The organism is Rhizobium sp. 768_B6_N1_8 (assembly GCF_051811225.1).
Taxonomy (GTDB): domain Bacteria; phylum Pseudomonadota; class Alphaproteobacteria; order Rhizobiales; family Rhizobiaceae; genus Rhizobium.
In genome coordinates this window covers 2941729-2959745 of the sequence record NZ_JBPWPV010000001.1, presented here as the reverse complement: position 1 = coordinate 2959745, position 18017 = coordinate 2941729, and the positions used below count along the sequence as shown (strand labels likewise).

Annotated in this window: 15 protein-coding genes and 1 pseudogene; 12 read left to right on the top strand and 4 right to left on the bottom strand. The window is 59.2% G+C overall.

The annotated features are described in order from the left end of the window. Positions 1 to 135 precede the first annotated feature (135 nt). Both AB8B33_RS15240 and carA read right to left on the bottom strand, forming a co-directional pair. Positions 136 to 660, bottom strand: coding sequence for a GNAT family N-acetyltransferase (locus AB8B33_RS15240; protein WP_113324493.1), 525 nt, complete (start codon positions 658 to 660; stop codon positions 136 to 138). A gap of 152 nt (positions 661 to 812) precedes the next feature. Further along, the gene (gene carA / locus AB8B33_RS15235; RefSeq protein WP_439017258.1) at positions 813 to 2018 is read right to left on the bottom strand and encodes a glutamine-hydrolyzing carbamoyl-phosphate synthase small subunit; all 1206 of its coding nucleotides are present in this window, start codon (positions 2016 to 2018) and stop codon (positions 813 to 815) included. Between the two features lie 368 nt (positions 2019 to 2386). On the opposite strand from carA, the gene AB8B33_RS15230 reads away from it, so the two are divergent. Beyond that, positions 2387 to 2839: a GatB/YqeY domain-containing protein gene (locus tag AB8B33_RS15230; RefSeq protein WP_113324494.1), complete on the top strand. Its 453-nt coding sequence runs from the start codon at positions 2387 to 2389 to the stop codon at positions 2837 to 2839. Here the strand turns inward: AB8B33_RS15230 and AB8B33_RS15225 are convergent. Further along, a complete protein-coding gene (locus AB8B33_RS15225; RefSeq protein ID WP_439016006.1) occupies positions 2820 to 3716 on the bottom strand; it encodes a hypothetical protein in 897 nt (298 codons plus the stop codon). The genes AB8B33_RS15230 and AB8B33_RS15225 overlap by 20 nt on opposite strands. 666 nt (positions 3717 to 4382) lie before the next feature. Here AB8B33_RS15225 and dnaG point away from each other — a divergent pair. The 7 genes from dnaG (at position 4383) to AB8B33_RS15190 (ending at position 12263) form a co-directional block, all read left to right on the top strand. Beyond that, the gene (dnaG, locus tag AB8B33_RS15220; RefSeq protein WP_113324530.1) at positions 4383 to 6398 is read left to right on the top strand and encodes a DNA primase; all 2016 of its coding nucleotides are present in this window, start codon (positions 4383 to 4385) and stop codon (positions 6396 to 6398) included. Further along, a complete protein-coding gene (gene recQ / locus AB8B33_RS15215) occupies positions 6398 to 8263 on the top strand; it encodes a DNA helicase RecQ (protein ID WP_439016005.1) in 1866 nt (621 codons plus the stop codon). The genes dnaG and recQ overlap by 1 nt, the downstream gene beginning before the upstream one ends. A gap of 74 nt (positions 8264 to 8337) precedes the next feature. Beyond that, a complete protein-coding gene (locus AB8B33_RS15210) occupies positions 8338 to 8799 on the top strand; it encodes a cupin domain-containing protein (protein ID WP_310387086.1) in 462 nt (153 codons plus the stop codon). A gap of 61 nt (positions 8800 to 8860) precedes the next feature. Beyond that, positions 8861 to 9589, top strand: coding sequence for a class I SAM-dependent methyltransferase (locus AB8B33_RS15205; RefSeq protein WP_439016004.1), 729 nt, complete (start codon positions 8861 to 8863; stop codon positions 9587 to 9589). Positions 9590 to 9656: 67 nt separating this feature from the next. Next, positions 9657 to 10844 carry a glycine C-acetyltransferase gene (locus AB8B33_RS15200; RefSeq protein WP_439016003.1) on the top strand — a complete coding sequence of 396 codons (1188 nt, stop codon included), beginning with the start codon at positions 9657 to 9659 and terminating at the stop codon, positions 10842 to 10844. Positions 10845 to 10867: 23 nt separating this feature from the next. Beyond that, positions 10868 to 11905, top strand: a complete 1038-nt coding sequence (tdh, locus tag AB8B33_RS15195) for an L-threonine 3-dehydrogenase (RefSeq protein ID WP_113324500.1) — start codon at positions 10868 to 10870, stop codon at positions 11903 to 11905. Positions 11906 to 11915: 10 nt separating this feature from the next. Beyond that, positions 11916 to 12263 (top strand): GFA family protein, encoded by a 348-nt coding sequence (locus AB8B33_RS15190; protein WP_439016002.1) that lies wholly within the window; start codon positions 11916 to 11918, stop codon positions 12261 to 12263. On the opposite strand, the pseudogene AB8B33_RS15185 reads toward AB8B33_RS15190, so the two are convergent. After that, positions 12260 to 12812, bottom strand: a pseudogene (locus AB8B33_RS15185) (L,D-transpeptidase family protein). The gene AB8B33_RS15190 and the pseudogene AB8B33_RS15185 sit on opposite strands and share 4 nt — an antisense overlap. Positions 12813 to 13340: 528 nt before the next feature. On the opposite strand from AB8B33_RS15185, the gene rpoD reads away from it, so the two are divergent. From rpoD to AB8B33_RS15165, 4 genes are all read left to right on the top strand, one after another. Beyond that, entirely contained in the window at positions 13341 to 15395 is a 2055-nt protein-coding gene (gene rpoD / locus AB8B33_RS15180) for an RNA polymerase sigma factor RpoD (protein ID WP_112543627.1), read from the top strand. A gap of 244 nt (positions 15396 to 15639) precedes the next feature. Continuing rightward, positions 15640 to 15933 carry a GYD domain-containing protein gene (locus AB8B33_RS15175; RefSeq protein WP_113324502.1) on the top strand — a complete coding sequence of 98 codons (294 nt, stop codon included), beginning with the start codon at positions 15640 to 15642 and terminating at the stop codon, positions 15931 to 15933. Between the two features lie 108 nt (positions 15934 to 16041). Next, positions 16042 to 16782, top strand: a complete 741-nt coding sequence (locus AB8B33_RS15170; protein WP_439017257.1) for a DUF930 domain-containing protein — start codon at positions 16042 to 16044, stop codon at positions 16780 to 16782. Positions 16783 to 16830: 48 nt separating this feature from the next. Next, the gene (locus tag AB8B33_RS15165; protein WP_439016001.1) at positions 16831 to 17946 is read left to right on the top strand and encodes a DUF930 domain-containing protein; all 1116 of its coding nucleotides are present in this window, start codon (positions 16831 to 16833) and stop codon (positions 17944 to 17946) included. Positions 17947 to 18017 lie beyond the last annotated feature (71 nt).

The window sequence follows — 18017 nt, the reverse complement described above, 5'->3', positions numbered from 1 at the left end:
GCAGGCAGTTCTGTAATTCCTCAAGTTAAGTTGAGGTCAATATGCGGACAAAGAAAAAAGGCCCGCCTGAGCGGACCAATCTTGGCGCGGACGCCAGATGCAGAATAGCGTCAGCGACGTTTACGGTGTCCAATGTTATGAAACATGGCTGGTCGCCCAGGCGCCTATCCGGCGGGACATCACAATCTCATCCATCTCCACGCCGTCGTGGAGAAACGCACCCGGAATCCGGCCTATTTCGATGAAACCTTCGCGCTCGTAGAATCGGCGTGCCGCGCGATTTTCGGCGCTGACCGCCAGTTCGATCTGCCTGATCCCGTGGGCATCTGCATGCTGCGTCACTTGCTCCAGAAGTTTAAGAGCAAGGCCGGTTCCGCGCAGGCTGGCACGCACATAGACCATTATGAGCGTTGCCCGGTGCGCCATCTTGCTTGGCTTTTGCCACGTCAGCCCCATGATCGCGACTGGTTCATCATCCTGAAAAGCGACGAAGACCGGCATTTCAATCAACCGGCTGCGCCATTCATCAAGAGACAGTATCTCCCAGTCTTCTGAGCGGCTGGCGAATGCGGCGGGGTCAGAACGCAAGGCTTCAAGTCGAATTTTCTTGAAGACCTCGGCATCCTCTGGTTTCAGCAGTTTGATAATTCCGTCGGACATACCACCGCTCCAAAGCCACGAGACGGGTCAGCGCTGTTTCTATGAAAGTATTTTCAGCAGGCAATATCTTGATGAAGACGACCCCTCGATGAGGGAGGAGATCGTGTCTTTTGATCAAAAAGGCTGGACTGCGAAGCGGCGCTGATGAGAAATCAGCGTTCGGCGAGCGCCGGTTCGCCCTTCTTCTCGCGCACCATGTTAACAAAGCGGCGGAAGAGGTAGTGGCTGTCCTGCGGGCCGGGAGAGGCTTCCGGGTGGTGCTGGACGGAGAAGACCGACTTGCCGAGAACGCGCAGGCCGCAATTCGTACCGTCGAACAGCGATACGTGAGTCTCTTCAACGCCTTCGGGCAGCGACTTCGTGTCGACCGCGAAGCCGTGGTTCATGGAGACGATCTCGACCTTGCCGGTCGTGTGATCCTTGACCGGATGGTTTGCGCCGTGGTGGCCCTGATGCATCTTCTCGGTCTTGGCGCCGAGTGCGAGGCCGAGCATCTGGTGGCCGAGGCAGATGCCGAAGACCGGGATATCGGTGCTGATCAGTTCCTTGATGACTGGCACGGCATATTCGCCTGTAGCGGCCGGGTCGCCCGGGCCGTTCGACAGGAAGATGCCATCCGGCTGAAGGGCGAGCACATCCTGTGCACTCGCCGTTGCCGGCATGACCGTGACCTTGCAATCGAGACCGGCGAAGAGGCGCAGGATGTTGCGCTTCACACCGTAATCCAAGCAGACGACATGGTACTTGCTGTCGGAGGCGGCGAGTTCGCCGTAGCCTTCGTTCCAGACCCAGGGTGTCTGCGACCACTGCGAGGACTGGCCGGAGGAGGCGATCTTGGCGAGGTCGAGGCCTTCGAGGCCGCTCCACGCCTTGGCTTCCGCCTTCAGCGCTTCGATGTCGAAATTTCCCGAAGGATCGTGAGCGATGACGGCGTTGGGCGAGCCGTTCTCGCGGATCCAGGCCGTTAGCGCGCGGGTGTCGATGCCGCAGAGGCCGATGATGCCGCGGGCCTTCAGCCAGGCGTCGAGATGCTTGGCAGCACGGTAGTTCGAGGGCTCGGTGATATCGGCCTTGAAGATCACGCCGACCGCGCCGTGGCGTGCTGCAGGCGTCAGGTCTTCGATATCCTCTTCGTTGGTGCCGATATTGCCGATATGCGGGAAGGTGAAGGTAACGATCTGGCCGAGATAGGACGGGTCGGTGAGGATTTCCTCGTAGCCGGTGAGCGCCGTGTTGAAGACCGCTTCCGCCTGAACGCTGCCGGTTGCGCCGATACCTTTGCCTTCGATGACCGTGCCGTCTGCAAGAACGAGCAGGGCGGTCGGCTTTTCGGTTGTCCAGGGTGCTGTCGCGGTCATCTTCATCCCGTTTCCGGCGGGCTTGGCGTTCTGAAAACGCGAGCCGGCCATTTGATCTCGCAGGTGCAGGCGCGCGGCTTTGGTCGCGTTTGACGCCTGATCACGAATTTTGGTGCAGGTGGCGGTAGATAGCCACGCTCTCTGCCTAGGTCAATCTTTGTACTGCAGATTGCGGCACTTTTCCTGCCGATATTGCCGGGATTCTCGCAATTTATTTGATCCCACACATCAGCGTGGTTTATGAAAGCGCCATTCCAGAGCGGCGGGCCGGGAAACGGATTCGCTGCTTCAAGTTTTTGTTCAAGCATCGGCTTATCTGAAAAGCCCCTTCACACTTTTCGGTCCGGTGCCTCAGAAGGAGTAATGACATGCTGCGCGATCAACTCGCCACCCAGCTCAAAGAAGCCATGAAGGCGAAGCAGATGGAGCGTCTCGGCACCATCCGCCTCATCCAGGCCGCGATCAAGGATCGCGACATCGCCAATCGCGGCGTCGGCAAGGAAGAGGCGGGCGACGACGAAGTGCTGCAGATCCTCGCCAAGATGGTGAAGCAGCGCGATGAGTCGGCGAAGATTTACGAAGAGAACGCCCGTCCCGAGCTTGCAGCCAAGGAGCGCGCAGAAATTGTCGTTATCCAGGACTTCATGCCGAAGCAGCTTTCCGACGATCAGGTGCGTGCCAATATCGCCGTCATCATCAAGGAAGTCGGCGCCGAAGGCCCGAAGGACATGGGTAAGATCATGACTGCTCTGAAAGAGCGCTATGCCGGCCAGATGGACTTTGCCAAGGCTTCCGGCACCGTCAAAGAGCTGCTGAAATAAGGCGCCTTGCCTGCGGTTGTTCTTCGACCGCAGGCCCAAGCACGGCTTCGGCGGCTGAATCGATGATGGCGAATTTCGCCGCCTGATAGTTCCAATATTCGAGCACGAAACCGCGGGAGAGCCAGAAATCGCCCTTTCTCGGCGGTTCGGTCCATCCCACGCTTCCCATATCGGCGGCCTGCGCGAGCAGGCGTTTCAGGTGGGTATTGGAAATCATGAACTGATCGCGAATCTCGCGCAGCGACAACGGGCCGACGATGACGCGATCGGCAGAACGCGGAAAGCCCGGCAGGCGCGAAATCAGATAGTCCATCACGAGGCCGCCGGAATTGGCCCAATTAAAGAGATTGAAGGTAGCGCCCGGATCGCGCACTGCTTCGGTTTCGATGATCTTCTTGGCGATTAGCGGCTGCAGGCGGGCGATCAATGTTGGATCGGCCATCAGATTTTCCGCGCGGCGGCCGCCATCGAGGCTATCCAGAATCATCAGATGGGCGACCAGCCATTTGGTAAAATGATGCTCCGCCGTTTCCGTCGGCTCAAGGAAGCGCGTACGTTTGTCATCGCCCGGAATGGGACGCAGAAACCGGTAGACCAGCATTTCCTGCACGAAGGCAGCTGCCGTGTTGCGGCTGGCGATCTTGTTCTGGATGACGAAATCGATGAAGCGGCCGGAATAGAGGCCGCGCCTCTCTTCACCAGGATAGCCGTAATAGAGAGCAAAACCAGTATGCGCCATCAGCCAGCGCTGCTGTGCGGCGAATATCGATGCAATACGCGGGCTGTCGCGATAAATCGCGAGCATTTCATTGGCACAATGAAGAATTGCAGCAAGAAAACTATCGTCGGCTGCAAGATTTTCTGCGGTGTAGGCCATAGCGCTGTCCAGGAGTTTCGCGCATTCATTTGCCACGCCTATTGGAAGTGTCAATGCTTTTGTATTTTAGGGGTTAATTGGTAAGGTAAAGCTCAATAAAAGCGGCTGCGCATAGCCCAAAAATTAAGAAGGCAGGAGCTGGGGGCGCTCCTGCCTTCTTGCTCTTTGCTTCCGTCAGCGACGCAGGGTCGAAACCCAAGCCGGCGGGTATTTGCAAAGGCACCCTTACGAGGCGGCGCCGGGGGTAGGGATGGTGCCTCGCTTGGGGATCGCTTTGTTGAGTTCGAACTTATGGCCAGCCCCCGGCTTATTCAAATTACAAAAATATAATAATCTCGGATTCGGCCTCTCGGGATGTGAATATGGAGTTCGGCCGCGCACTCCGAAAAAGCCTGGGCAATCCACTCAGATCTCTTTTAACTTATTGTTTTTGCATATTCTTTCTCCGAACCGGCTTTCCTTGATATGGACGGCGCCATTCTCTCGGAACTTGGAAAATGTCAAAAATGTCGCACCCCCAGTCAGGGGCCGATAACACGTTGTTGAGTGGCATTGGCCGACGTATGTGACAATGTCCTGCGCCCTGTGAAAAGCGGGATTTACGGCAGAAGTTTCGTGGCGCGGCGCGGTAAAGCTGCTTATATGGATGTTCTGCAAGAGGTAGAGATGCGCTTTTCCCCCACCTTCCTGGACGATATCCGCGACCGCGTTCCCATTTCGAACGTGATTGCGCGGCGCGTGGGCTGGGACAAGCGCAAGACCAACGTGTCGCGCGGCGACTATTGGGCCTGCTGCCCGTTCCATGGCGAGAAGTCGCCGAGCTTCCATTGCGAGGATCGCAAGGGCCGTTACCATTGCTTCGGCTGCGGCGTGACCGGAGATCATTTCCGCTTCCTGACCGAGCTCGAAGGCCTGAGCTTTCCCGAGGCGGTGCAGACGATCGCCGACATGGCCGGCGTGCCGATGCCGGTCGCCGATCCGCAGATGGAAAGACGCGAGAAGGAGCGTACCTCGCTTCTCGACGTCATGGAAATGGCGACCCAGTTCTTTCAGGACCAGCTGCAGACGGCGAATGGTGCGAGGGCACGCGCCTATCTGCGCGACCGCGGGTTGACGGGGCGCACCATCGAGACCTTCCGGCTCGGTTTTGCACCCGACAGCCGCAATGCGCTTAAGGAATTTTTGGCCGGCAAGGGTGTCAGCAAGGAGCAGATCGAGGCCTGCGGGCTTGTGGTGCACGAGAATGTGCCTGTTTCCTACGACCGGTTCCGCGACCGCATCATGTTCCCGATCCTGTCGTCGCGCGAGAAGGTCATTGCTTTCGGCGGACGCGCCATGTCACCGGATGCGCCGGCGAAATATCTCAATTCCAACGAGACCGAACTCTTTCACAAGGGTAACGTGCTCTACAATTTCGCCCGGGCGCGCCGCGCGATGCAGGGCGCAAATGGCGAGGGCACCATCATTGCCGTGGAAGGCTATATGGATGTCATTGCGCTGCATCAGGCCGGTATCGAGAATGCCGTGGCACCGCTCGGTACGGCGCTGACCGAAAACCAGCTCGATCTGCTCTGGAAGATGACGTCGCAGCCGGTGCTCTGCTTCGATGGCGACGGCGCCGGCATTCGCGCCGCCAACCGCGCCGCCGATCTGGCGCTGCCGCATCTGAAGCCGGGGCGGAGCGTGCGTTTTGCGCTGCTGCCTGACGGCAAGGACCCCGATGATCTCGTGCGTCAGGACGGCAGGGCGCCTTTCGACAAGGTCATGGCGCAGGCAAAGCCGCTGTCGGAAATGCTGTGGGACCGCGAGGCGAGAAACGGGACCTTCGATACGCCTGAGGCGCGCGCCGAGCTGGAAGCACGGCTGAAACAGCTCGTTGCCGTCATTGGTGACGAGAATGTGCGGCGCCATTACCAGCAGGACATGCGCGACCGGCTGAACAGCTTCTTCCAGCCGCAGTTCCAGAACCGCGGCGGCGACCGGCGCAACTTCGGTGGCGGCAGCAATTTTTCAGGAGGCAGCAATTTCGGCGGGGGCAATTTCCGTGGGCAGAAGGAGCGGGGCGGGAAGGCTGGAGGGCCTCGAACGCAGGCATTCGCATCGGATCGCCTGACCCGTTCGGGGCTCGTGCGCGGCCATCAGGAAAATGCGGCGCTCCGGGAGTGTGTGCTGGCGCTGACCGTCGTCAACCATCCCGCGCTGATGCTGGACGATTATGATGAGATCGCTGCCATCGATTATGACAATCGCGATCTGCAGAAGCTCTGGTCGGCGATGCTGGGAGCAGCTGCCGTTGTCGCCGGGCCACATCTGACGCGTGATTACCTGTTGGAATGCCTTGATGTCGCTGGCTTCGGTTCGCTCCTGAAAAACCTTGACCAGCAGGTGCGTAATGCCCGGCTCTGGACGGCTACCGAGCAGGCAGCGATGGAAGATGCCCGTGAGGGTTATCGCCAGGCGCTCGCCTTCCACAAGCGCGCCAAGGATCTGCGCTGGCAGAAGATCGAGCTGGAGCGTGATATCGCCCAGGCGACCGAGGCGGGCGACGATGCCGAGATCGACCGGCTGATGCGCGCTTCGCAGGAAGTGCATTTCGAGGCGTTGCGGCTCGAAAACCAGGAAGCAATTATCGATGGCTTCGGTGTGCTCTCCGGGCGCGTCAAGGGCGCTGCGAGCCACTGATGCCGCAGATTGAAAGCCACGAGCCGCTGTTTTCCGCATCCGACGCGCTGTTTTCAGGCGCGGCCAAGCCGCTCGATGTGCTGAAGCGTGTCTACGGCTATCCCGCCTTTCGCGGGCGGCAGCAGGAAGTCGTAGAGCATGTCGTCGCCGGTGGCGACGCCGTCGTGCTCTTCCCTACAGGTGCGGGCAAATCGCTCTGCTTCCAGATCCCGGCTCTTTGCCGCCCGGGTCTTGGTATCGTCGTCTCGCCGCTGATTGCGCTGATGCGTGATCAGGTGGAGGCGATGAAGCAACTCGGGATCCGTGCTGCGGCACTGAATTCCTCGATTTCGCGCGAAGAATATGGCGCGATCCGTCGCGGCATTTCCTCAGGCGATCTCGATCTACTCTATGTGACGCCCGAGCGCATCCTGATGGATGGGTTCCGCGAGCTGATCGGCAATACGAAGATCGCGCTCTTTGCTATCGATGAAGCGCATTGTGTCTCGCAATGGGGCCACGATTTCCGGCCGGAATATCGCGAACTCGGCAAGCTTGCGGAACAGTATCCCGGTGTGCCCCGCATCGCGCTGACGGCGACGGCCGATCCGCATACGCAGGAGGATATTATCGAGCGGCTGATGCTCGACAATGCCGAAGTCTTCACCACCAGCTTCGACCGGCCGAACATTTCCTATGAGATCGTCGAGCGGGACCAGCCGCGCCAGCAGCTCCTGCGTTTCCTTTCCGGCCACAAAGGCAATAGCGGCATCGTCTATTGCCTGTCGCGGGCCAAGGTGGAGGAAACCGCCGACTGGCTGAACACACAGGGTATCCGGGCGCTCGCCTATCATGCCGGTATGGACCGGGCGCTGCGCGACGGCAACCAGGATGCTTTCCTGAAGGAAGAAGAGCTTTGCCTTGTCGCGACAGTCGCCTTCGGCATGGGGATCGACAAGCCGAACGTGCGTTATGTCGCCCATCTCGATCTGCCGGGCTCGGTGGAGGCCTATTATCAGGAAACGGGCCGCGCCGGACGTGACGGCCTGCCGTCCGAGGTGTGGATGGCCTATGGCATGGCCGACGTGATCCAGCGCCGGCGGATGATCGATGAAGGCAATGCGGCCGACGAGATCAAGCGCATCGAGCGCGGCAAGCTGAATGCGCTGCTGGCGATCTGCGAGACGGCTTCCTGCCGGCGCCAAGCGATCCTGGCGCATTTCGGCGAGGCGCATGGTGGTAAGTGCGGCGGTTGCGATACCTGCCTGAAGCCGGTCGAGACCTGGGACGGAACGGAAGCGGCGATCAAGGCGCTGGCTGCGATCTACCGCACCGGCGAGCGTTTCGGCGCCGGGCATGTGATCGATGTGCTTGTCGGCAATAGCAATGAAAAGACCGAGCGCTTTCGCCATGTCGATATGCCTGTTTTCGGCGCAGGCAAGGATATTGCCGTTCGCACCTGGCAATCGGTCTATCGCCAGCTGATGGCGATGGGGCTGATCCGTGTTGATCATGAAGCGTTCGGAGCCCTGAAGCTGGAGCCCGAGGCGCGCGCCGTCTTCAAGCGTGAGCGTGAGGTCTTCTTCCGCAAGGATCGCGCGCCTTCCGAGCGCAGAGCGAAGAAGACTGAGCGAGCTGAGCGCAGGACCGGACTTTCGGGGGCGGATGGCACGCTCTTTGAAGCGCTGAGGGCCGAGCGCATGTCGATTGCCAAGTCACTCGGCGTGCCGCCCTATGTTGTCTTCCCGGATGCGACGCTGATTGCGTTTGCCACCGAGCGGCCGCGCAGCCGCAAGGAGCTTCTCGGCATTTCGGGCGTCGGCCAATCGAAGCTCGAGCGCTACGGCGACGCTTTCCTCGATATCATTCTCTCCCACGACGAATAGTCCGGTTGCACCTACCTTCCGCTGCAATCGGCACAGATCTCTGCTAGGGTTGTTCCAGAGTTTGGGGAACTTCAATGGCACATTTCAACAGAGCAGTCGCATCACTGCCCGGGCGTGAGCGGATTGCCAGACATCCGCATGGCGGGCAGGTCTTCATTCATGCAACGGCGGAGGAAACCGCCGGCGCCTATGGCATATGGGAAACCTTCTCGGCGCCAGGCACCGGCCCGTCGCGGCATATGCACACGCGGGAGACGGAGGTCTTTCGGGTCATCGAGGGGAGCTATCGTTTCTGGTGCGGAAACGAGATGATCGAGGCGCCCGTCGGCTCCGTCGTCGTGCTGCCGCCGAATGTTCCGCATCATTGGCGCAATGTCAGCGATGGCATGGGCCGGATGATGGGCTTCGTCACGCCTGGTGGCTTCGAGCATTTCTTCGTGGAGCTCGAACGGGCTGGTGCGGCGACACCGGAAGCGATCCTGCCGATCCAGCATAGGTTCGGCCTCGTGGAGATCGGCGACGGTCCCGATCCCTGAGATGCCCGATCCTTGAGATGATGATGGATGGTATCCTATAAGGGCCATCCGGAGGATTATCATGAGCCAGAATATCTATGACACGGCGGAGTTCTTCGCCGGATACAGCGCCATGCGCCGCTCGGTCGAAGGGCTTGAGGGTGCGGCCGAATGGCCGGCGGTTCGGGCGCAATTACCTGATCTCACAGGCAAGCGGGTGGTCGATCTCGGCTGTGGTTTCGGCTGGTTTGCCCGCCATGCTCGCTCGGTGGGTGCTGCAAGTGTCCTCGGCCTCGACATATCCGAGAACATGATCGGCCGGGCTAGGGCGGATACGCATGATGAGGCGATCACCTATGGGATTGCCGATCTCGAAGAGCTGGAACTGCCGGAAGCCTCATTCGATTTCGCGCATAGTTCGCTCGCTTTTCACTATGTCAAAAATTTCGAGCGGCTTGTCGCCACAGTCTACCGGGCGCTCGTTCCCGGTTCGCGTTTCGTCTTTACGATCGAGCATCCGATCTTCATGGCGCCGCGCAATGCCGGCTGGAGCACTGATGCCGATGGGCAGCGCATATGGCCGCTCGACGGCTATGCCGTCGAGGGAAGCCGCACAACGGACTGGCTGGCGAAGGGTGTCGTCAAGCAGCATCGCCGCCTCGGCACGACTATCAATATGCTGATATCGGCTGGTTTTACGATCCGCCATGTCGAAGAATGGGCGCCGAACGAGCAGGATCTGACCGCGCATCCCGAATGGGTCGAAGAGCTCGACCGGCCGATGTTTCTGCTTGTCACGGTCGAGCGTTGAGCAAGACAAGCCAGCGGCAATATGCTAACCGACGCTTAGACGGGAAACATCAAGAGAAGGGCCCTCAATGACCTCGAATTTCCTCTCGCACCTGCGCGGCGAACTGGCTGCGCTCAAGGATGCTGGCCTCTATAAATCAGAGCGCATCATCACGTCGAAGCAGGCCGGCGAAATCGCCGTTGCCTCTGGTGAACGCGTGCTGAATTTCTGCGCCAACAACTATCTTGGCCTTGCCGATAACGAGGAACTGGCGGACGCCGGTAAGAAGGCGCTTGACCGGTACGGCTACGGCATGGCCTCGGTGCGTTTTATCTGCGGCACGCAGGAAGAGCATAAGCAGCTTGAAGCCCGTATCTCGTCCTTCCTCGGCATGGAAGACACGATCCTCTATTCCTCCTGCTTCGATGCCAATGGCGGTCTGTTCGAGACGCTGCTGTCCGAAGAGGACGCGATCATTTCCGATGCGCTGAACCATGCCTCGATCATCGATGGCGTGCGCCTCTCCAAGGCCAAGCGTTTCCGCTACGCCAATAATGATATGGCGGCGCTGGAAGAGGAGCTGAAGAAGGCCGAAGGCAGCCGCTTCAAGATGATTGCGACCGATGGCGTCTTCTCGATGGACGGTATCATCGCCAATCTCCAGGGCGTCTGTGATCTTGCGGAAAAGTACGGTGCGATGGTCATGGTGGACGACAGCCACGCCGTCGGCTTCGTCGGCAAGCATGGCCGCGGCTCGCCGGAATATTGCGGCGTCGAAGGCCGTATCGATATCATCACCGGTACGCTCGGCAAGGCGCTCGGCGGCGCGTCCGGTGGTTATACTTCGGCTAAGGCCGAGATCGTCGAGTGGTTGCGGCAGCGCTCGCGCCCCTATCTCTTCTCCAATACGCTGGCGCCGGTCATTGCCGCCGCCTCGCTGAAGGTCTTCGACCTCATTGAAAATGGCGATGCGCTGCGTGAGCGGCTGACGGCCAATGCATCGCTCTTCCGCTCCGAAATGACCAAACTCGGCTTCACGCTGGCGGGCGAGGGTCATGCGATCATCCCGGTCATGCTGGGCGATGCGAAGCTTGCGCAGGATATGGCGGCACTGATGCTGAAAAAGGGCGTCTATGTGATCGGCTTCTCCTTCCCCATCGTGCCGAAAGGGCAGGCGCGTATCCGCACCCAGATGTCGGCTGCGCATTCGAAGGCGGACGTGGAGCGGGCGATTGCCGTTTTTGCCGAAGCGGGCCGTGAACTCGGCGTTATCTAAGAGCCTTGAGGAGAGAAAAGATCATGTCCAACATGATGAAAGCACTGGTCAAGGCGAAGCCCGAAGTCGGCCTCTGGATGGAGAACGTGCCGGTGCCGGAAGTCGGCCCGAACGACGTGCTGATCCGGGTGAAGAAATCGGCGATCTGCGGCACGGACGTGCATATCTGGAACTGGGATCAGTGGGCGCAGAAGACCATTCCGGTGCCGATGGTGGTCGGTCACGAATTCTCCGGCGAGATCGCCGAGATCGGCTCCGCCGTTACCAAATACCGCGTCGGCGAACGTGTTTCCGGCGAAGGCCATATCGTCTGCGGCAAATGCCGCAACTGCCGTGCGGGCAGGGGGCATCTTTGCCGCAATACGCTCGGCGTCGGCGTTAACCGGCCGGGCTCCTTCGGCGAGTTCGTCTGCATTCCGGAAGCCAATGTCGTTGCTATCCCCGACGATGTCACGGATGAGATCGCAGCGATCTTCGATCCGTTCGGCAATGCCGTTCACACCGCGCTCTCCTTCGATCTCGTCGGCGAAGACGTGCTGGTGACGGGTGCGGGGCCGATCGGCATCATGGGCGCGCTGGTTGCCAAGCGTTCCGGTGCACGCAAGGTCGTCATCACCGATATCAATCCGAACCGGCTCGATCTTGCCCGCAAGCTCGGCATCGATCACGTCGTGGATGCTTCGAAGGAAAACCTCGCCGATGTGATGAAATCGATCGGTATGACCGAAGGCTTTGATGTCGGACTTGAAATGTCAGGTGCCGCGCCCGCATTCCGCGACATGATCGACAAGATGAACAATGGCGGAAAGATCGCCATCCTCGGGATTGCGCCTGCCGGTTTCGAGATCGACTGGAACAAGGTGATCTTCAAGATGCTGAACCTCAAGGGCATCTATGGCCGCGAGATGTTCGAGACCTGGTACAAGATGATCGCCTTCGTGCAGGGTGGCCTGGATCTGTCGCCGGTTATCACTCATCGCATCAAGATCGACGAATTTCGAGATGGTTTCGAGGCGATGCGCTCGGGCAATTCCGGCAAGGTCGTGATGGATTGGATGTGAGGAAATTGGAATGAAATACGACGGAAGCTGCCACTGCGGCAATATCGCCTTTACGGTTGAAGGCGCGTTTACGGAAGCAGTCGATTGCAACTGCTCGCTCTGCCGCCGGCGCGGCGGGCTTCTGGGCTTCGTGCCGCGGGAGAAGCTGCATCTGACGGTGCCGGGAGAAAACCTGTCGACCTATACGTTCAACAGCCATGCCATTAAACATCACTTCTGCGCCAAGTGCGGCATCGCGCCCTTTGGGGAAGCGAGGGCGCCCAATGGCATGGAGATGGCATCCGTCAATCTGCGCTGCATTCCGGCGCTCGATCTGTCTGCCCTGACGGTGAATGCGTTCGACGGTCTGTCGCGCTAGGGCGTAATTTCGATGGGTGTATGATTGGGGACACGCGCCCAGATATCGCGCATCTCCTGGTCGGTCACGGCAATACACCCATCCGTCCAATCCCACAGCCGGTGCATGTTCTGGAGAAAGCCCCAACCATTGGGAAGCCCGTGGATCATGATATCGCCGCCGGGAGCAAGGCCTTTCGCTTCGGCATTCTGCCGATCGGCCGGATTTGGATAGGAGATGTGCAGACTGAGATGCGCCATGGAGTTGGGATTTCGCCAGTCGATTTCATAACGCCCTTCCGGAGTTTTTTCATCGCCCTCCCGTTGCTTCGGCCCTCCATCGGCAGCACTGCCGAGAGAAATCCGATACGTCGAGACGGGAGTGTCGCCTTTGAAAAAGGACCATGCGGCGTTGGGATTTGTAGACCCTAATGAGGTCAGCCTGTTGCGCAAGCGGCGCGTCCGGAGGCGGCGAGCCTGAGCCGATCCTCGCCATTACCTTCGTATAGCCGAGAACGCTGACGGCGACGGCTGCTAGGACGGTTGCCAGAATGATCAGCTTATTTCTCAACGCGATCCTCGCCCCACCACCGGATTATGGCTTTTGAAGAATTAGAGATTCGCCATAATCGTGCGCGATTTGCTTTTGCAACTCATGTTGGCGATTTGCGAAGAATCTGTGGCGTGCGGTTGGAATGATCCGCAGCTATTCTCGTGTTTATCCGAAAGCCCTTGTCTTTCCCTGGTGACATACTAAATAAGCGTAGCAATCGCTGGCGCGGTTCAAAGCCTGTGGATAAGGCTTTTTCCGGGTTTTCGGGGGCTTTTTTTCTGGAAAAGCTTGACGAGAACGAATTTTGTGGGAATCACCGTTCGACTTGAGCGGTGAACTGGGTCAAGGCGGATCGCACAACCATGGCCGGAAATCCAATAGCAATGAAATTTTGCTGTCCGATGCCGGCTATCGTGGTTAATCAGGCTTTAAATGTCATCCCGTTAGGTGGGTATAGGTGATTCGAGGCCGGCGCGCACGTGCCAGGCCACGACAGGGCCATTCACCGAAGCGAGTATGAATAGCGTCAGGAAGGCGACGATATAAATGGCAACGAAGGTCAAAGAGAACGAAGAAGCGGAAGTCGAACGCGACGGCGCAAGCGACGGCCCTCTTCTCGATCTTTCCGATGACGCGGTCAAGAAGATGATCAAGGCCGCCAAGAAGCGCGGCTATGTGACGATGGACGAGCTGAACGCCGTCCTGCCTTCCGAAGAAGTGACGTCCGAACAGATCGAAGACACGATGTCGATGCTGTCAGATATGGGCATCAACGTCATCGAAGACGAAGAAGCCGAGGAAGCCGGCGCTTCCGGTAGCGATGACGACGACAGCTCTGATAGTGAGGACGGTGAGGGCGGCGAACTCGCACCTTCCAGCGGTACCGCGCTTGCGACCGCCAAGAAGAAAGAGCCGACCGACCGTACCGACGACCCGGTGCGCATGTATCTGCGCGAAATGGGTTCCGTCGAGCTTCTGTCGCGGGAAGGCGAAATCGCCATCGCAAAGCGCATCGAGGCCGGCCGCGAAACGATGATCGCAGGCCTCTGTGAGAGCCCGCTGACGTTCCAGGCGCTGATCATCTGGCGCGACGAACTGAACGAAGGCACGACGCTGCTGCGCGAGATCATCGATCTCGAAACGACCTATTCCGGTCCGGAAGCCAAGGCTGCCCCGCAGTTCCAGAGCCCCGAGAAGATCGAGGCCGACCGCAAGGCTGCCGAGGAAAAGGAAAAGACCCGCCGGGCCCGTTCCGGCGACGACGACATCACCGATGTCGGCGGCGAAGGCATGCCTCCGGAAGAGGAGGAAGAGGACGAGGACGAATCGAACCTCTCTCTCGCCGCGATGGAAGCCGAGCTTCGCCCGCAGGTCATGGAAACGCTCGACATCATTGCCGAGACCTACAAGAAGCTGCGCAAGCTGCAGGACCAGCAGGTCGAGCAGCGCCTTGCCGCCACCGGCACGCTGTCTTCCGCCCAGGAGCGCCGCTACAAGGAGCTCAAGGACGAACTGATCAAGGCCGTGAAGTCGCTGTCGCTCAACCAGAACCGCATCGATGCGCTGGTCGAGCAGCTCTATGACATCAACAAGCGCCTCGTGCAGAACGAAGGCCGCCTGCTGCGTCTGGCCGAATCCTACGGCGTCAAGCGCGACTCGTTCCTGGAACAATATCAGGGCGCCGAGCTCGATCCGAACTGGATGAAATCGATCGGCAATCTGGCTGCCCGCGGCTGGAAGGAATTCGCCAAGAGCGAGAACACGACGATCCGCGACATCCGCCAGGAGATCCAGAATCTCGCAACGGAAACCGGCATTTCGATCTCGGAATTCCGCCGCATCGTGCACATGGTGCAGAAGGGCGAGCGTGAAGCGCGTATCGCCAAGAAGGAAATGGTCGAAGCGAACCTTCGCCTCGTCATCTCCATCGCCAAGAAGTACACGAACCGCGGTCTGCAGTTCCTCGACCTCATTCAGGAAGGCAATATCGGCCTGATGAAGGCGGTCGACAAGTTCGAATACCGCCGCGGCTACAAGTTCTCGACCTATGCGACGTGGTGGATCCGTCAGGCGATCACCCGCTCGATCGCCGACCAGGCCCGCACGATCCGCATTCCGGTGCACATGATCGAGACGATCAACAAGATCGTCCGCACTTCGCGCCAGATGCTGCATGAAATCGGCCGTGAGCCGACGCCGGAAGAACTGGCTGAAAAGCTCGCCATGCCGCTCGAAAAGGTCCGCAAGGTCCTGAAGATCGCCAAGGAGCCGATCTCGCTCGAAACCCCTGTGGGCGACGAAGAAGATTCGCATCTCGGCGATTTCATCGAGGACAAGAACGCGCTTCTGCCGATCGACGCCGCCATCCAGGCGAACCTGCGCGAGACGACGACCCGCGTTCTGGCATCGCTGACGCCGCGCGAAGAGCGCGTTCTGCGCATGCGCTTCGGTATCGGCATGAACACCGACCACACCCTCGAAGAAGTCGGCCAGCAGTTCTCGGTCACCCGCGAACGTATCCGCCAGATCGAGGCGAAGGCGCTGCGCAAGCTCAAGCATCCGAGCCGCTCGAGAAAGCTGCGCTCGTTCCTCGACAGCTGAGCTTTTACGTCTTCCAGACGATCGATACCAGAACCCGGCCAGCCTTGTTGGCCGGGTTTTTCTCTGCCTGCGATCCTGAGTGGATTAGCCCGTCGGGGAACGTCTAGCCCGATTGATGACTCTCGCGCCGCTTGTCCCTATGTGGTGACAGGCCTATAATTTCGGTAGCGGGGGAAGAGAGCGGTCGCGGCGTGCGAGCTGTATCATGCGCCGCGTGACCGTGACCTCCGTCGGGAGGTGCAGCATGACCACCTACATTCTGCTGATAAACTGGACCGATCAGGGCATCCGGAACGTGAAGGATTCTGCCAAGCGACTGGATGCGGCAAGGAACATGCTCGGCGGCATGGGCGGTTCCTTCGACAAGTTTTATCTCACCATGGGCGAATATGACATGGTGGCCGTTTGCGAGGCGCCTGATGATCGCGTGATGGCGCGCTTCACGCTGTCTCTTGCCACAGGCGGAAACGTCCGCACGAAAACCATGAAGGCATTTTCGGAAGTGAACTACCGCGACATCATCGCGTCGCTCTCGTAGGTCAGGATGGCCAATAGCTGGTGATGAGCCGGATGCGGCGTTGCGGTTGTCCCGCGGCGCTGGCAGTGTCGCTGCGCCTTGAACCCAGAGCATGGACTTGCCTTGCCGATGGAACATGCCGGCCAGTTGCAGAGAGGAAAGTTCGATCCGGCCTGGCCGGTGTCGCTCGTACTGCATCTGGTCATCGGCCTGCTTCTGCTTGCTTTCCTGCCTGATGTGCAGTCCATCAGGCCTGCGCCGGAAGACAGCATCGACGTTGAAGTCGTGACACCGTCCGCGATCACCACTCCAGCTCCGCCGCCTGCTGTCCAGCCGCTGCCGGACAAGAGCGAAGACAAAGCAAATTCTGCCGCGGGAGAGGATGCCCCGCCGGCAGCCGAGACGGCATCGAGGGAGATGCCTCCTCCATTGCCAACATCGCCGAAGCCGGTGACGTCGGGTCCGCCGGAGCTGACGCAGGCAAAAGAGCTCTTTTCGGGAAAGACGCTGGCCAGTCCACGCAGTCGCGAGGCGCGCCAGTTGCTCGGCACATTGTCCGGCGGGGAGCGCAATCTGCAGCTCTGCAATCTCGAAGCGCTGGAGCAGATCAGCCGTTCGCGTCCGGGCTCTGCCCCTGACCTCGTTGCGCCCTATGCCATGAAAGCGGAGAAGGTGAGGGGTAACAGCGTCGAGGTGGATGGCGGGGCTTTTCGCAGCAAGCGCAGCTGGTTCAACGTCCGGTTCCATTGCGAGGTCGACCCAGCGGGGCAGGCGGTTGTCGCCTTTGCCTTTGCCATAGGTGACGCCATTCCGAGGAGCGAGTGGCAGGAACACAATCTGGTCGCCGATGATGGCGAGGCCGATCAGTGAGCCAGGAGCGAGAAGCGCTGTGGGCAAAGTTCACGAGGTTTTTTCGATTTGTGGCTTGATGCTGCCAGTTTTAAAGGCCACATCGCTGCTGTGACAGAAGAAGACGTCGAACCGGCAGATACCGATCACGAAAAGGAGCACCAGGAGCCTCGCGTTCGCTGGCGTGTCATTGCGTCTGTACTTCTGCATGTTCCTGTTGTCGCGCTTCTGATTTTCGGCCTGCCGAAGATCCAGGCGAAACCTGCTGACGACGAAAGCGTGAAGGTGGAACTCGTCCCGCCGCCTGAGGAGAAAAAACCGGAGGAAAAGAAGCCGGAGGAAAAGCCGAAAGAGGAAGAGAAGCCGAAGGAGCAGGCAAAGGCTGAGCCTCCTCCTCCGCCACCACCACCTCCTCCTCCGCCGGCTCCTTCTCCCGCGCCATCGCCTTCGCCGCAAACGCGCGCTGGCGGAAGCGCGCCTGTTTTCGAGTTTGGAGACAAAAACAGCGGCCCAGCGAAGTCGGTAAACGGAAACGCATCGGAGGGGGAGAAAGAGAATACGCCGCTTCCTCCACCATCTTCATCTCCGCAACCGATAGAGGAGCGAGCGGCAGAGGCGGTTAAAACACCGCAACCATCGGAGCAGCCCACGGGTAATCCGGTTCCTGAGGATGTGAAACTGCCTGAGATAGCGGCGACTGATACCCATTCAGAACGGAATACACCCGTCGCTGCAGCCACCGAAGAAGTGAAGACGAGTTTCGAACCTGAAAAGCCTTTGGAGCCTAAAAAGCCAGTACAGCGACAGGATAAGGCATTGAAGGCGCCATTGCCAGAAGTAAAGACGCTGTTTTCGCAGAATATGACAGACGATCAGATTGCGCAGACGGCAATGGGTAATATGCCGCGAGGCAAACGCATGGACGAATTATGCAGGACAGAACTTAACCAGCAAATAATTCACGAGAATCCGAAATTTCAGGGCGCTGCGTTACCAACATATCCGCTTACCAACGAGACCGTAGTTGAGGTGAGGAAAGGGGCCTTTTTCAAGGGCGGAAAGTGGTACAATATCCAGTTCCGATGCGAAGTTGACGCTGACGCCAAGAAGATACTGTCATTTGCCTTTAAGTTCGGCGGGCTGATTCCTCAAAGCCAATACCCAAACTATAACCTCCGCCGGTAGTCGGCGGTGCTCTTGCTTCGTTTCGTAACAGCCACGCGCAAGGCACAAAGCCTATCTTCCCGCTTGGCCGC

Excerpts from the sequence above, each read along its gene's own strand:
- dnaG (WP_113324530.1), top strand. The coding sequence starts at position 4,383 with ATGCGCTTTTCCCCCACCTTCCTGGACGATATCCGCGACCGCGTTCCC.
- AB8B33_RS15225 (WP_439016006.1), bottom strand. The coding sequence starts at position 3,716 with ATGGCCTACACCGCAGAAAATCTTGCAGCCGACGATAGTTTTCTTGCT.
- AB8B33_RS15170 (WP_439017257.1), top strand. The coding sequence starts at position 16,042 with ATGGAACATGCCGGCCAGTTGCAGAGAGGAAAGTTCGATCCGGCCTGG.
- AB8B33_RS15190 (WP_439016002.1), top strand. The coding sequence starts at position 11,916 with ATGAAATACGACGGAAGCTGCCACTGCGGCAATATCGCCTTTACGGTT.
- AB8B33_RS15240 (WP_113324493.1), bottom strand. The coding sequence starts at position 660 with ATGTCCGACGGAATTATCAAACTGCTGAAACCAGAGGATGCCGAGGTC.
- tdh (WP_113324500.1), top strand. The coding sequence starts at position 10,868 with ATGTCCAACATGATGAAAGCACTGGTCAAGGCGAAGCCCGAAGTCGGC.
- AB8B33_RS15200 (WP_439016003.1), top strand. The coding sequence starts at position 9,657 with ATGACCTCGAATTTCCTCTCGCACCTGCGCGGCGAACTGGCTGCGCTC.
- AB8B33_RS15175 (WP_113324502.1), top strand. The coding sequence starts at position 15,640 with ATGACCACCTACATTCTGCTGATAAACTGGACCGATCAGGGCATCCGG.
- AB8B33_RS15210 (WP_310387086.1), top strand. The coding sequence starts at position 8,338 with ATGGCACATTTCAACAGAGCAGTCGCATCACTGCCCGGGCGTGAGCGG.
- rpoD (WP_112543627.1), top strand. The coding sequence starts at position 13,341 with ATGGCAACGAAGGTCAAAGAGAACGAAGAAGCGGAAGTCGAACGCGAC.
- AB8B33_RS15205 (WP_439016004.1), top strand. The coding sequence starts at position 8,861 with ATGAGCCAGAATATCTATGACACGGCGGAGTTCTTCGCCGGATACAGC.
- AB8B33_RS15230 (WP_113324494.1), top strand. The coding sequence starts at position 2,387 with ATGCTGCGCGATCAACTCGCCACCCAGCTCAAAGAAGCCATGAAGGCG.
- recQ (WP_439016005.1), top strand. The coding sequence starts at position 6,398 with ATGCCGCAGATTGAAAGCCACGAGCCGCTGTTTTCCGCATCCGACGCG.
- carA (WP_439017258.1), bottom strand. The coding sequence starts at position 2,018 with ATGACCGCGACAGCACCCTGGACAACCGAAAAGCCGACCGCCCTGCTC.